Raw genomic sequence first — 14,455 nt, forward strand, 5'->3', positions numbered from 1 at the left:
AGACTGGTTAGAAATGGACCAGCCAGTCAATATTCCGGGAACCGTCGATGAGTATCCAAACTGGCGCCGTAAGCTTTCAACGACTTTGGATGATATCTTTACTCGCCAGAATATTATTGATTTAACTCGACGTTTAACCGAAACACGAGAGAAAGCTTCACAATAATCTAATCAGGAGTAATGCGTTGGACACACTGACAGTGACCCGCAGTGATAAGGAATACATGCAGCTCGAAAGAGCTGCATTCTCAGACCCATTTTCTTTTTTAGGCCCACAATATCAGCCTCAAGGGATTGCACTGCGCGTGTGGATGCCTGGGGCTGAAAGTGTTGATGCAGTAACGGAAAAAGGTGAGCGATTCACCTTAGTTCGAGATGCAGATAGTGGCTTCATTCTGAAAGGTGATACAGACCTTACCACTGAACTTTATCAGCTAGAAATCCACTGGTCGGAAGGCGACCAAACCGTCTACGACCCTTATCAGTTCCACAACCTGCTGCCTTCGGGCGAAGCCTTGACTACTCCTTCCCTAATGCACAGTGAGATGGGGGCACAGTTAATTACCCTGACAAAAGGCAGCAAGCCGGTGTCAGGTGTTCGCTTTTTGATTTTCGCTCCGAATGCGTCGGCGGTAAGTGTTGTTGGCCAGTTCAATGCTTGGGACGGTCGTCGTCACCCGTTGCAAAAACTGGATAATGGCCTGTGGGGACTATTCATTCCTGGCCTTACAGAAGATGAGCTGTATAAGTTTGAGCTAAAAGACAGTGAAGGTAACGGACTTCCGCATAAGGCCGATCCGTGGGGCTATTATTCAGAGCAGTACCCGTCATTTGCCTCGAAAGTATACGACCAGTCACGATACCAGTGGAATGACAACAAGTGGCAGTCTCGTCCGGTGACGGCCAAGCATCAGCAGGCACTTTCTTTCTATGAACTTCATGCAGGTTCATGGCGCACCAAGGATAATGGTGATTTTCTTACCTACCGCGAGCTTGCCGATGAGTTGATCCCGTATTTGCAAGACATGGGCTACACCCATGTTGAGTTGATGCCAATTTCCGAGCACCCTTTCTACGGCTCGTGGGGCTACCAGCCAATTGGTCTGTTTTCGCCTAGCAGCCGTTATGGCTCGCCGGATGACTTCAAGTACTTTGTCGATCAGTGCCACCAGGCTAGTATCGGTGTCGTACTTGACTGGGTGCCGGCCCACTTCCCGTCAGATGACCATGGCTTGGCGAATTTTGATGGTACGGCTCTGTTTAATGATCCGGATCCTCGTCGTGGCTGGCACCAGGACTGGCAGAGCTATATTTATGACTACGGGCGTGACCATGTACGTCGCTTCCTGGTCTCGAATGCCTTGTTCTGGTTTGAGCACTATCATATTGATGGTCTGCGTGTTGATGCGGTTGCGTCAATGCTCTACCTTGACTACTCCCGTGAGCATGATCAGTGGATCCCTAACCACGAAGGCGGCAACGTCAACTTTGATGCGGTTAGCTTGCTACGCTGGATGAATGAGGAAGTCTACCGTCATTATCCGAATGCGATGACGATTGCTGAAGAATCCACAGCGTATCCAGGTGTGTCTAAACCGACAGATATGGGTGGCCTTGGCTTCGGGTTTAAGTGGAATATGGGATGGATGCATGACAGCCTTTCTTATATTAAGGAAGAGCCTGTCCATCGCCAGTATCACCATGACACAATTACCTTCCCGATGGTTTATGCCTTTAGTGAGAACTATGTGTTGTCACTATCTCATGACGAAGTGGTATACGGTAAAGGTTCCTTGCTGAACAAGATGCCGGGTGACGAGTGGCAGCAAACGGCCAACTTGCGCGCCTTTATGGGCTATATGTATGGTCAACCGGGCAAGAAACTAAACTTCATGGGGGCTGAAATAGCACAAAGTGCTGAATGGGCTCATGAAGGTCAGCTGGAATGGCACTGGTTGCAGTATCCGAGACATAGCGGTGTCCAGGCGCTGGTACGTGATTTGAATAAGCTGTATACCAGTACTCCGGCTCTGTATGAGCAGGACTGTTCACCGGAAGGCTTTGAATGGCGGGTTCAGGATGATGCCGATCAGAGTATTTTGGCTCATGAACGAATAGCACTAAACGGTGACAAAGTACTCGTTGTCACGAACTTCACACCGGTACCTCGTCAAGGTTATACCCTCGGTGTTCCGGATGCAGGTGAGTATACCCTTGTACTTAATACCGATGATGAGAAGTTTTGGGGAAGTCAGGCTTCTGTAACTCAGGTAGCTAAGACATCTAACGAAGCGAGCCACGGTTTGGCTAATTCTATTAAGTTAGATCTTCCTCCACTTGCAACAGTCTTTCTTACTTTCTCTAAGTAATAACTACTCAGCTAGTTAGTTAAAGCCCGTGATCTCAATCACGGGCTTTTTGTTATCTATATCAAATTTCTATCGCACGTAGTGCAATAGATTCACAAACTCTTGTAACTACGTTCTTTTTTTGACAATTTTGCGTCAAATTAACTTACATCAAGTTGTTAGAATGGAATAAGTGTCACAATCACATGGCAAGGTTGTTTCATGGCAAAAGCGATATTGCCTTGTATAAGAAAAACGCTAATAAAAAATAGAGATAATAATGACAAGAACTGTAGACCAAGCCTCAGCAAATCTTGGTGGTAAGGCTGTTGATTACTCTGCTGAATTAGATTTGATATCAACAACCGATCCCCAAAGCCATATCACTTATGCGAACCAGAGTTTTTGCGATGTAGCGGGTTATCGTGAAGACGAGTTAGTAGGAAATCCGCATAATTTAGTACGACACGGCGATATGCCTAAAAAAGCCTTTGAACAGTTGTGGCAGTATGTCCAAGCTGGTAGAAGCTGGATGGGTATCGTGAAAAACCGCTGCAAGAACGGAGATTATTATTGGGTTTCTGCTTTTGTTACACCGATCACTGATGAAAACGGACAGGTTATTGAGTACCAGTCTGTGCGGAGCCGTCCGAAGGATGAAGAAGTTCAGCGGGCCATCGACGCCTATAAGGAGTTGGATAACGGTTCAGGTGGAGCTAAAAAATTCAGATTTCGTCAGGGACTATTGCTCAATAGCTTAATAATCCTGGCGATTTTACTTTCTCTGGTGCAAATGTTCGTTGATGTTCCATTTACACTCGCCGCGCTATTACCTGTTCTGTTGCTGATAGGGTTGGGTATTAACATCTTGTCTCAATCTCGCTTAAAAATAGTGCAGGAATTGGCCAAAAAAGCCTATGACAATCCGATAATGGAGCCTATTTATACCGGGAAGAAAGATGACTACTCGGTTATTGAGCTGGCTTTGAGAATGCGTCGCTCCGAGCTGAGGGCGATTGTGGGAAGAGCAAGCGAGACATCCGGCGATATTTTGATCTCTGCCGAAGATGAATTTGCCAATAGCCAGCAGATAAAGACCAATCTTGCGCAGCAAGCTGAAGCGACAGAGCAGGTGAGTGTGGCGATGGGGCAAATGTCGTCGACAGTGAGAGAGGTTGCAGAGAGTGCGGCTCAGTCATCGACATTAACCTTCCAGGCCCAGGAAATGGCCGGTAGCGGTCAGGCAAGTGTTGAGACGACAATTGAATCGGTACTGTCACTGCACAGTGAGTTAGATAACTCAAAGCAGGTTATTAATGCACTGTCTGAAAGTAGCCGTCAGATTGAAGGTATTCTGGATGTGATTGGTTCTATTGCTGATCAAACCAACCTGCTGGCACTTAATGCGGCAATTGAGGCGGCTCGAGCTGCTTCAATAGCGGCATTAAGCGCCAACAGATTAGTTTGATCGGCAATCTCTTTAATCGTAGAGACAATGGCTTCTATACTTTGCGACTTGGTATTTAGCTGCTGGATCTTGCCGGAAGCCTCTTTTACTTTATCTGATATCCCCACAGAAACAGCGACCGAATCACTTAGAAGATCAGAACCTTGTTTGGCAATCTGGGCTGTTTCGACAGAAGTGCTATAGGCAATGTCAGAAGCCTGAGAGACAGCCTCACTCTTTTCGACTTGTTTGGTAATATCAGAAGCAAATTTGATGACTTTTACGACCTTCCCGGAAGTATCAAATATAGGGTTATAAGTCGCCTCTAACCAGACCGCTTCACCATGACTATTTCTTCTTAAAAAACGGCCAGATTTAAATTGGCCGCTTTCTAAATCCTGCCAGAAAGATGGATTCTCGGAATAAAAACTCTCATCGCAGAATATTCTATGGTGCTTACCTGCAATTTGGCTGACTGGATAACCAACGGTTGACAAGAAGTTATCATTAGCCGTAAGGATATTACCCTTAGGATCAAATTCAATTGTTGCTAATGAACGGTTTAATGCTGTTAGAACGCTTTCCTTATTTAAGCTCTCAATAGTACTGCCTGTGACATCTGAAGCAATTTTCATTATTTTGATGACTTGACCATTAGCTTTTATAGGAAAATAAGTAGCTTCAAGCCAAAGCGTTTCTCCTGCTTTATTTCTTCGCTCGAAGGTGCCTTTTTGTGCCTGGCCCTGGCGAAGCTGCTTCCAAAAATTTCCATACTCAGAAGAGTTCGCATATGACTGAAGACACATTACTTAATGGTGCTTGCCAATAACTTCATCATGTTTATATCCAGTGACATCTAGAAAGATCTGGTTGGCGGTCAGAATATTACCCTGTGTATCAAACTCAATGGTAGCAAGACTTTCGTTAATTGACTCAATGACAGCTTCAAGGTTCGAGACAACCTCTTGTTTGCTGCTAAGCTCTGCTTTTAACTTCCGATTAAACATTCGAACCCGACCTTATGTAGCTAAACAATTTATTCTATTAATAAGAGATTTTTGTCTTAAAATGACATGAGCAAGTTTGTTTTCTATTAATATTAACCCTGTCAATAACGAGGTATGGTAGCCAATAACTGCTAATATTTCATCACAAATTTATACAAATCATCGTTTGTTTTTTGTAAATTTCTTATAAAACATAAAGATAAATATATTGTTTCCGTCAGAGTGTTCGATGCTGAGTAAAATTCAGAACCATGAAGGTAAATATAATTGAATCGAATTGTTATTGTTTTTGGCGGGTTTGGTGAAGATATACCGAGCCAGCTAATGGACTGGATGCATATAATTAGAAATATTAAGGGGTGTATTATAAGTAAATACCAATCAGCTAGTTGAAAATATATGCACTATATATACCCAAGCTTCCTCAAGATGCAGGATTCAGAGTGAGACCAGCGTGCTCAGTTCAAGGAAAATGACGGTAGGAATGGCTATTCCCTTTCAACGTTATTTGACACCGAAATGGGCGTCTGAATGCCGAACCAACTGACTCACTCCCAAAGGGCGAGTTCCAGTTCTTTTAAATAGATAGGGGCTTCTATGCGTTGTTATCGATTATTAATTTAGAGCCACTAGCTTTTCTAATCGGTGCCTAGCCTGCGCGGCCCGGCCACAACCCAAGTAATTCTCGCTGAAACGAGCATCTTGAGGTAGCTTGGGTATACATTAAATAGATTTTCCATTGGAGAGCTGTTGTTGGTCAGCGATACTTTCAAAAGCTTGTACTCGACGAACTTGCTTTTCAGCGAACATCTTATTTCTCAGGGTATCAACTTCACTTTGTTGCTCCTCAATGGTCAGTAGCGAATTGGCGATAATTTCAGATCGTTGTTTTAGGTATGAATTTACTGTTTCCTCGAACTCGGCGCGTTCTATAGCCAGTTTTTCCAGTTTATTAGCAGCTTCGGTTCCCACAAGCTCCTGGTTGGCAAGATAACGTTCCTGGTCCGTCATTTCCTTTGTTCGTTGTAGCTGGCCGAGAAGGCTGGCATTGCGGTAGCTCAGCTGCAGATCCGGCGAAAGCTGATCGATTTCTTGTTCCCAGATGATAGCGGCCTCTTCAGCATTTTGGGTCTGCTGCTGTATTTCTAGCTGCTTGAGTGCGAATTCTCTTAGCTGGTTTTCTTCAGCAAACAATAGTTGTTGTTCTTGTGGGGTAAAAAACTGAAGTTGCATGCTCTTGATTTGGTCAATGAGTTGCTGAAGTGTATCTATATCTAGCTTATCAACAGCATTTGAATCAATGTGCTCTAAGGCGGCTCTATAGTTTATGAACCGCTGAAAGAGATCGTCGTCCAGCTTGTAGGCGTTGGCTTGTTCTTCGTTATAGTTTTCAAAATTGTGCTTGAGGGTATCCAGATTAGCTTCACCAAGTCCAGATAGGAAGTACTCGAAAGTATCGCGAGAGGAGTCCTTATCCACCTTGGTATCGAGCTGTGAAGCGACTTGTATCATAGGTTCATCGGAGGTTGGAATACGGCTGTAATAGACCGCACTGGCAGTCACAATAATACAAACAAACGCGAGTACGGCCTTTTTCATCATTACAGTCCTTGCAGTTGCAGTCTGTTGGCGTGCTGTCGATACAGCGTGGTAGGGGCAGTTTCAAATAGGTGAGTGATGCCTAGCAAACCGTTAATTTCATCCAGGTGGTTCATCTTGTAGTCATTTCGGATCACTTTACCGAGATGAGTGCTGCACTGACCGACGAGGCCATCATTGGGATCGTCAAATGCAAGGCCCAGGATGACAATTGCCGCATCTGTTGGGTCCAGAGCATTGGTGAAGTTTCTGGTGCCTGTCCACGAGTAATAGTACACGCCGTTATCTGCGATATAGTCACCTTCACCACAGTCTGATGTCGGCACACCTTCAGGGTATTTTTGGTTAAATTTCAGTGACCCTTCGGTAGTCAAAGCGTCCAGAGAAGCCAGTGGATCTTGGGGAAGATCACTACCTCCGGATAACAGGTTAATCAGCGTAACCAAACCTTCGGCCAGCTTAACGGCAATACCTTCTGGCAGAGATCCTTCGGGCACAGTTCCCCGAACGATGTCGGCGACACGTGAGCCTTTATTCACCCCACCGATACTGGTTACGGATGCAACAAGCTCTGGTGCTACAGAGGCGACATAGCGCGCAGTGGGTCCGCCGTGGCTGTGACCTATCAAATTGACCTTTTCGGCACCAGTGACGGCAAGGACGTCCTGGACCTGAGCAAGCAACTGTTCGCCACGAAGCTCTGTGCTGTTGGTTGCAGAAATTTGTGCGACATATACATTCGCACCGCTTTTGCCTAGTGCCTGCGGAATACCGTAGAAGTAATCAATGCCTGCCAGCGTGTCAAAACCAAATAGTCCATGCACCAATACAATCGGATATTTAGTTTCGGTATAGCCTTTTTGGCTGACGCCGGCTGGTGTGGTGCTGGCATGGCTGGTAAACGCAATAAAACAAAATAATAGTAGGGTAGTGAGACGTTTCAATTTTACTCTCCTTGTTAGACCTCCGATGAGCAAAATAATCCTAGTATGCGAAAACGCGCTTGGCTGGGTTTATGTTCGTATTGTGATCAAGAATGGGAAATTATTCAAAAAACCAACATGTAAGGAATAAAAGGTGAGTGTTTCGAGCATTAAGGTCCGGGTGAATTTCGTGATTGGAGCCTTTTTAGGGGGCAAATGGTGTAAATCGAAAGAGAGAATGAGTGGTGAGAGTGGTGAAAGAGGGCAAGGCTTTTAACAAAGGCGGCATGAATCATGCCGCCTAAATAAAGTATACCTTTATTGCGCTGGTTTATTTGAAATCAGCTGCGCGCATGCGGTTAAGCACTGCCATGACTTCAACGACACGAGGCTTGGCCAGATCGCCGTAGTTAGGCATCATTTTGAACCAGTCATCATGAAGCATTTGCTGGAACGCTTTGCTTGGGTTCTTTTCCCAACCTTTGCCTTGTGCCAGCTGGAACCAAAGCCATCCGACTGCATGAAGCTGGCTCGGATCAGCGACCTGCTCCAGAGCTTGCAGATCAATGAACTCACGTCCAAAGCGTAGTGATGTTTTGTCTTTTACCTGAATTCTGAACTTACCGTCTTCAAGCATCGTTTGCAGTGCAGAGCGGTTAATTTTCCGTGTACGAGGACGACGGATTTCTTCAGAGCCCTCAAGCTGTCGACGAGTCGGGTGAGACTTCACGACTTCACGGGCTTTGGCCGTAACATCGACTGCTTCATAGTTATGCATCTGGATAACTGTATCAGCAACATCCAGGTAATCCCCCGAACCACCCATAACCAACAGAACAGAGATATTCAGTTGGTCGCGCAGGAGCGAGATACGGTCAACCAGCGGAGTAATTGGCTCGTCACTTTTTGCAATCAGAGACTGCATTCGCTCGTCACGGATCATGAAATTTGATGCCGAGGTATCTTCGTCAATCAGCAGCGACTGGGCACCGGCTTCCAGTGATTCCTGTAGCCAAGAGGCCTGCGAAGTGGAGCCCGATGCGTTTTGGGTGCTGAATGAGCTAGTGTCTTTGCCCATTGGCAGGTTGCTGATGTATGGAGTCAGATCAACCTTGTGGACACAACGTCCGTCTTCGGCGCGAATTTTCGAGGCGGTATCGTCAGTGACAATATAGTCACGACCATCACCCGGAATGTGGTCATAGACTGAGTTTTCGATAGCATTTAGTAGTGTCGATTTACCATGGAAACCACCACCGACAATCATAGTGATACCCAGCGGAACCCCCATGCCGCGAAGCGTGCCTTTATGCGGTGCTTCAAGGGTGACAGCAAGATTCTCCGGGCTGACAAACGGGACGGCATCAGGCATCGGTAAGTCACTGTTACCGGCAAGACGGGGCAGGATACTTTCGTCAGCAACAAAAGCCATCAGGCCTTTTTCTTTCAGCTGGCTGCGAAGAGCAACCTGATCTTCGACAGTCTCACAATGGCGCTTCATCTCATCAAGCGGCAACTCGCGGGCGATGGTTGCACGTCGAATAACCTTTGGCATGGTGTAGGTCAGAAGATTCGTTGTCTTCTTTGCAATGATGGTTCGGCCATCCGCTGGTAGGTTAATGCGAAAGCGAAGCTCAATCGCTTCTTCATCAAAGACAACAGCTGTGCGATCCAGAATAGCCTGGCCCGGACGATCAATCTGAATTTCATTGATTTGCTGAGCCAAATCAGCAAACTGGCGAGCAATGAAATCACGTGCTGCACGTTGGTAGTCAGCAGACTGGTCTTTTAGCCATTCAAGATCAGTTAACGACCATTTCCTGCGGGCACGGACACGCGAGGCTGGCGCAAAGGGATCAGCCTGCGTTGTATCGATAAAAAAGTCGAAGTCAACGAATTGATATTCTCCACGCAGGCTTGAGTAGCTGCGGTAATTGTGACGGTCAATTTTATGTAATTTGGCTTCGAGTAATTGCATATCGCCTCGATATCGTACGTTGATAATTCCGGGGGCTGGATTCTACACGAAAGGCATACCAATCGGTACACTTATCTGGTGTTTTCAGTCAGCTATGGTTTGCGGACAAACAGTTCAGGACTCCTTGGTTGTGCTTTTGTGGTAAAACTGTGACTAAGTTTGGTCGAAACTTTGCAGAGCTTCCACTTTGGTCTAATTGTGCAATTTCATTGTTACGCTAAGTTTGTATCAGGATGGATGACAGCAAGCGAAGGAGAAGTCATGCTGGAGACCACAATGGGTATTGCCGAAATGGTGCTGATCATTTCCGGGTTGTTGTTCATAACCAAGAGCGTTATGCAATATGGCAAGCGAACAAGTGATTGGGGCGGTGTTGTCAAAATGTTTTACAAGCGTGTTGGCATGGATACCGCTGAGTACAAGTGGTATCGCCTGGGGGTGAGCTGCTTTATTGTCGGTGTGGTTGTGAGGATCGTCAACTTGACCTTCTGGCCTGTGTAGAGTCCTGGCCGTGTATACACAGGGTGATAATAGATACAAAAATGCAGCCTTGAGGCTGCATTTTGCGTAAGGGGTAAGTCTAGCACTCACTTTCTCGGTAGCGGTAATAGCAGTTCTGCTTTTAGCCCGCCTAGAGAGCTACTGTTCAGGCTCAGACTTCCCCGGTAGCTATGCGCGAGTTCACTCACTATATTAAGCCCCAAGCCGGTGCCAGGTGTGGTTTCGTCAAGTCGAACACCGCGCTTTAGTACAGATTCATATTCACTGGCATCGATACCCGGACCATCATCTTCGATGATGATGGTTACCTGATGAGCGTCACTGTCGGTTTGGTGAACGCGGATCAGGCTGTTTGACCACTTATAGCTGTTCTCAATGAGGTTGCCGATAATCTCGTCCAGATCTCGTTTTTCAACTGCTACATTCAGTTCACTGTCCAGCTCGTTGACCAGTACGACGTTGCGGTGAGCATAGACTTTATCCATTGCCATAGAAATCGCATCGACACGGGTGGACGGCGCCGTCTTCGCTGCCAGAATGTTAGCCGCACCGGCCATACGTGCCCGTCCCAGGTGATAATCGATATGTTGTTGTAGCTGCTGCAGTGGTGGTGACAACTTCTGCTTTGCCTCTTCATCGAGTAGGGCAACTTCATTGTTAAGAACGGCAATCGGCGTCTTCAAGGCGTGAGATAAGTTACCGGCATGGTTTCTGGCTCTCTCTAACAGTTCCTGATAGTGGAAAAGTAGTGCGTTGAGATCATCGATAACAGGCCTGACTTCGAGAGGATAGAAGCCGGTAAGTTCAGTGGAGTTACCTTCGCGAACATTTTTCAGGTTCTGCTGGAGCTTTTTCAATGGCCAGAGCGACCAGCTCACCTGAAGCCAGGTTAGGACCAGGATACCAATCGCCATCGTTAGCAAGATCAGCCATAAACCATGGGTGAGCTTTTTCAGGGTAGCCATCAGCTTGTCTTGGTTGGCTGCAATCGCAAGTTCTACCGGCTCATCAATTTCAGGCAGCAGGAATTTTCGTTTTACCACAAGCAATGACTGTTCATCAGGGCCGATATAGCCATTGTCGTCGTTGCCGGTAATTTTCGCATCCCATAATGACCGGGAGCGGATTTGGGTGTCATTCACCGTCAGCGCCCAATAAAGGCCGCTGTAAGGTGATTGAAACCTTGGATTGGACAGTTTGCTTGGCAGGTATAACTTACCGGTTGCGTCCACATCGGCAAGTGCTGTTAGCTCATCCAGATAGAGGTATAACTGCTGCTTTTCCTGATCGATAAGATAGCTTTTGATGAAGCTGGGCACCAAATAGCCTGCAGAGAGCGTGATAGCCAGTAGCCATACCGTCGCGGCGAGGAGCAGGCGACTGCGTAGGCTAGGCACATGTTTGCTATGCGTGTTAATCGGCATTGATGCGGTATCCAAGCCCTCGAACTGTTTTGATGACATCGCCACCAATCTTGCGGCGAATACGCCCGATAAAGACTTCAATGGTATTGGAATCCCGGTCGAAGTCCTGCTTGTAGATATGTTCGACCAGCTCAGAGCGAGAAATCACCTTGTCGGCGTTATGCATCATGTAAGACAGGACTTTAAATTCGAGTGCCGTCAAATCAATGGCTTCCCCGTTGTAGAGCACTTTTGAGCTGCGTGTATCCAGGCTTAGGCCACTGACTTGAATTACCGGAGATGCATTACCGGTAGAGCGACGAAGCTGAGCGCGCAGGCGGGCCACGAGTTCAACCATCTGAAAGGGCTTGGTCAGGTAGTCATCAGCACCGGCATTCAACCCCTCGACGCGTTGGGTCAACTCATTACGGGCGCTGAGAATGACGACTGGACTGCTGACATTCTCATCTCGGATCCCTTTTAACACCGTGAGGCCGTCAAGTTTCGGTAATCCTAAATCGAGGACGATGGCATCCCATGGTTCTGAGGTTGCTCGGTAGAGGGCATCTATACCGTCGGTAGACAGTTCGGCGACCCAGCCACTTTGCTCCAAACCATCGACGATTTGTTCGCCTAGTGTGATTTCATCTTCAACGACAAGTATTTTCATTCGGATACCTTGATGACATTTTCCAGGTTACGGCCTTTGATTTCGATAATAGAAAGCGTTTTTGCCTCGTATTCAACTCTGACAATATTGTTGTTGGGGTCGATGAGCTTGAGTTCATACACCCAGATATCATCATCTTCCTCCAGTTCAACCTTTATTATCCGGCCGTGGAGTTGTTTACTGACAGTCGCCTTCAGAGCAGAGAATGGCTGGATGAGCCCCTGCTGGACGGCTTGCATAACATCGTCATGATCTTCATCGATCTCTAGCGTCGGTGCCGCGTTAGCCACTGGCGCTAAAAGGAAAACCATGCAAAGTGCTGTGAGTAATCGCTTATTGATATTCATGTATAGATTGTAACTGAACTTAGGTGAACCGAGAATGAATATATAAAGCCTTCAGTGATATAGAGACCAAATTATCTGTTCTGAAGGTTAGTCTGATATCAGTATCACGAAATACCCGTGCAAAAAACCACCGTTGAGTGATTGTGTGCGCATAGTTTAACAGATGCTGGTGGCATAATTATTTAGAAGCATTATATTCCTCTGAGTATTATAACTAGATCCAGGAATCATATGCGCTTAACTCTTAAACTGAAGCTTGTACTATCAAGCGTACTACTCATTATACTGACTCTCCTAATACTAGGAGGTGTTTCCTACCAAGCACTTGAAGAGCAGGCATGGACCGCTATTGAAAGCGAAAGCCAGAACACCGCGAAGGCCTATAGTCAGGGCATTGGTGACTGGTTCCATGACCGCCAAAACGCTGTTACCGCAACAGTCGATGCTATTGAGTACGATTCACAGCTGGATATTGTTGGTCACCTTAAACAAACACTGACATCTGGTGGTTTTGGCCTGAGTTACTATGGCACCACGGAAGGGGTTATGCACCGTCATGATCCGTCGTTGAATAAAGCAGGTTATGATCCTCGCGTACGTGGCTGGTATAAGGAAGCTTCTGCAGCGGGTAAGCAAATCACAACCAAACCTTATATAAGCCATACTATGCAGACTTTGGTGGTGACACTGGCAGAGCCGGTATATAACCAAGGGAAAATGTTTGGGGTCGTAGGCTCAAACTTGGCTTTAGGCCAACTAATGAAGGATGTACTCGATATTGTGGTCCCGGGTAAGGGCTTTGCTATGTTGCTTGATACCAAGAATAACCTGGTTGTTGCGCATCCAAAACAAGATATGGAACTTAAGCCAATCACGGAACTGGGGCAGGGCTTCAGCGAGCATAATTTGGCACAGGCCATGGCATCTCAGTCACTCTTTTTTACAACGATGGATGCCCGTGAAAAGGCAGTTGCTGTTAGCGCGATCCCTAACACTACGTGGGCAATAGCGCTTGTTATGGACAAGGCAACATTGGTATCGCCACTCAACAGTATGTTATTTAAGCTGGCTGTGTGCGGCGTGCTAATCATGCTCTTCGTTTCTTTATTTACAACCTGGTTGGTATCTCATCTGTTTAAAGGGCTAAACAATGTATCGGCCGCGCTGTCTGATATTGCCAACGGTGAGGGGGATCTAACCGTTCGTATCAATGTTCAGTCAGATGATGAAGTCGGCAAGCTGGCGGAGAACTTCAATCAGTTTGTCAGTCGCTTGCACACCATGGCCGCCAATCTGCGTGATATTACATTGCAGCTTAACCATTCAGCGGCTGACTCGGCGGATGCGGCTGCCCAGAGAAGCCAGAATATTCGTCATCAGCAAGATGAGATCACTATGGTGGCGACTGCTGTGACTGAAATGGCCAGCGCGACGCAGGAAATCGCTGGTAATGCCGAGAATACCGCTAAAACTGCAGAGCAAGCGGTAGCATTGACGGAAGAAGGACACACGCAGGTTGGTCAGAGTCAGTCATCGATTGGTAACTTGGCAAAAGAGGTCAATAGTGCCGTAGGCATTATCGAAGATCTTAATGGTCACGCGCTAAAAATCAGCTCTATCCTTGCAACTATCCGTGATATTGCAGAACAAACCAATCTGCTGGCGTTGAATGCAGCGATTGAAGCGGCTCGGGCGGGCGAACAGGGAAGGGGCTTTGCAGTGGTAGCGGATGAAGTCAGGGTGCTGTCTCAACGGACCCATACCTCGACAGAAGAGATCCAGACGATGATTGAAACACTGCAGTCGACAACTAAGCAGGCGGTCACTGTGATGTCTGATAGTCATCAGCTAGCGGAAACCAGCGTGAAGGATGTGGACGATGCTGGTATCAGCATTAACAATATTGCGAATGAGATCAATGTGATCAGTGATATGGCGACGCAAATTGCGTCGGCGGCTGAAGAGCAGTCGAGCGTGACAGCTGAAATTAGCCGGAATACGGAAGGCGTGCAGGAAGTTGCTAACCAGATGGCTGGTGAGGCGCAGGAAGCGGCACACCAGGCTGAAGGTTTGAAGGCGCTTGCTAATCAGCTTGAACAAGAGGTTAAGCGATACAAGCTTTGATGCTCCTATTGCAGATCTTTAATCATTATGTCTAGTCCTAAAATAGGTTGACGCTTTTTTTATGAAGCCGGTAGGTACTCCCTGCTGGCTTTTTCATGCACCTCACTC

Annotated in this window: 11 protein-coding genes and 1 pseudogene; 4 read left to right on the plus strand and 8 right to left on the minus strand. The window is 46.8% G+C overall.

Annotated elements, in window-relative coordinates; translation table 11 throughout:
* Positions 1–224 precede the first annotated feature (224 nt).
* Complete coding sequence (gene glgB / locus BIT28_RS00605; RefSeq protein WP_075761706.1) at positions 225–2,369, plus strand: 1,4-alpha-glucan branching protein GlgB; 2,145 nt, start codon at positions 225–227, stop codon at positions 2,367–2,369.
* Positions 2,370–2,628: 259 nt separating this feature from the next.
* A pseudogene (locus tag BIT28_RS00610) lies at positions 2,629–3,777 on the plus strand (methyl-accepting chemotaxis protein); the annotation flags it as partial.
* On the opposite strand, the gene BIT28_RS30150 reads toward BIT28_RS00610, so the two are convergent.
* From BIT28_RS30150 to BIT28_RS00635, 5 genes are all read right to left on the minus strand, one after another.
* A complete protein-coding gene (locus BIT28_RS30150; protein ID WP_075761707.1) occupies positions 3,729–4,601 on the minus strand; it encodes a methyl-accepting chemotaxis protein in 873 nt (290 codons plus the stop codon). The pseudogene BIT28_RS00610 and the gene BIT28_RS30150 sit on opposite strands and share 49 nt — an antisense overlap.
* 3 nt (positions 4,602–4,604) lie before the next feature.
* Entirely contained in the window at positions 4,605–4,802 is a 198-nt protein-coding gene (locus BIT28_RS00620; RefSeq protein WP_075761708.1) for a PAS domain S-box protein, read from the minus strand.
* Positions 4,803–5,525: 723 nt separating this feature from the next.
* Entirely contained in the window at positions 5,526–6,404 is an 879-nt protein-coding gene (locus BIT28_RS00625; protein ID WP_083651682.1) for a lipase secretion chaperone, read from the minus strand.
* A complete protein-coding gene (locus BIT28_RS00630) occupies positions 6,404–7,309 on the minus strand; it encodes a lipase family alpha/beta hydrolase (protein WP_245823622.1) in 906 nt (301 codons plus the stop codon). Before BIT28_RS00630 ends, BIT28_RS00625 begins: the two co-directional genes overlap by 1 nt.
* 346 nt (positions 7,310–7,655) lie before the next feature.
* Positions 7,656–9,302 (minus strand): ABC-ATPase domain-containing protein, encoded by a 1,647-nt coding sequence (locus BIT28_RS00635; protein ID WP_075761711.1) that lies wholly within the window; start codon positions 9,300–9,302, stop codon positions 7,656–7,658.
* Positions 9,303–9,566: 264 nt separating this feature from the next.
* Between BIT28_RS00635 and BIT28_RS00640 the strand changes: the two genes are divergently transcribed.
* Positions 9,567–9,803, plus strand: coding sequence for a hypothetical protein (locus tag BIT28_RS00640; RefSeq protein ID WP_425439620.1), 237 nt, complete (start codon positions 9,567–9,569; stop codon positions 9,801–9,803).
* A gap of 86 nt (positions 9,804–9,889) precedes the next feature.
* On the opposite strand, the gene BIT28_RS00645 is transcribed toward BIT28_RS00640, so the two are convergent.
* From BIT28_RS00645 to BIT28_RS00655, 3 genes are read right to left on the minus strand one after another with little or no spacing between them, the layout of a single operon-like run.
* Complete coding sequence (locus BIT28_RS00645) at positions 9,890–11,227, minus strand: ATP-binding protein (RefSeq protein WP_075761713.1); 1,338 nt, start codon at positions 11,225–11,227, stop codon at positions 9,890–9,892.
* The gene (locus BIT28_RS00650) at positions 11,217–11,876 is read right to left on the minus strand and encodes a response regulator transcription factor (protein ID WP_075761714.1); all 660 of its coding nucleotides are present in this window, start codon (positions 11,874–11,876) and stop codon (positions 11,217–11,219) included. The genes BIT28_RS00645 and BIT28_RS00650 overlap by 11 nt, the downstream gene beginning before the upstream one ends.
* Positions 11,873–12,187 carry a PepSY domain-containing protein gene (locus tag BIT28_RS00655; protein ID WP_240152936.1) on the minus strand — a complete coding sequence of 105 codons (315 nt, stop codon included), beginning with the start codon at positions 12,185–12,187 and terminating at the stop codon, positions 11,873–11,875. Before BIT28_RS00655 ends, BIT28_RS00650 begins: the two co-directional genes overlap by 4 nt.
* 267 nt (positions 12,188–12,454) lie before the next feature.
* On the opposite strand from BIT28_RS00655, the gene BIT28_RS00660 reads away from it, so the two are divergent.
* Positions 12,455–14,347: a methyl-accepting chemotaxis protein gene (locus BIT28_RS00660; RefSeq protein ID WP_075761716.1), complete on the plus strand. Its 1,893-nt coding sequence runs from the start codon at positions 12,455–12,457 to the stop codon at positions 14,345–14,347.
* Positions 14,348–14,455 lie beyond the last annotated feature (108 nt).

The organism is Photobacterium proteolyticum, assembly GCF_001939735.1.
Taxonomy (GTDB): domain Bacteria; phylum Pseudomonadota; class Gammaproteobacteria; order Enterobacterales; family Vibrionaceae; genus Photobacterium; species Photobacterium proteolyticum.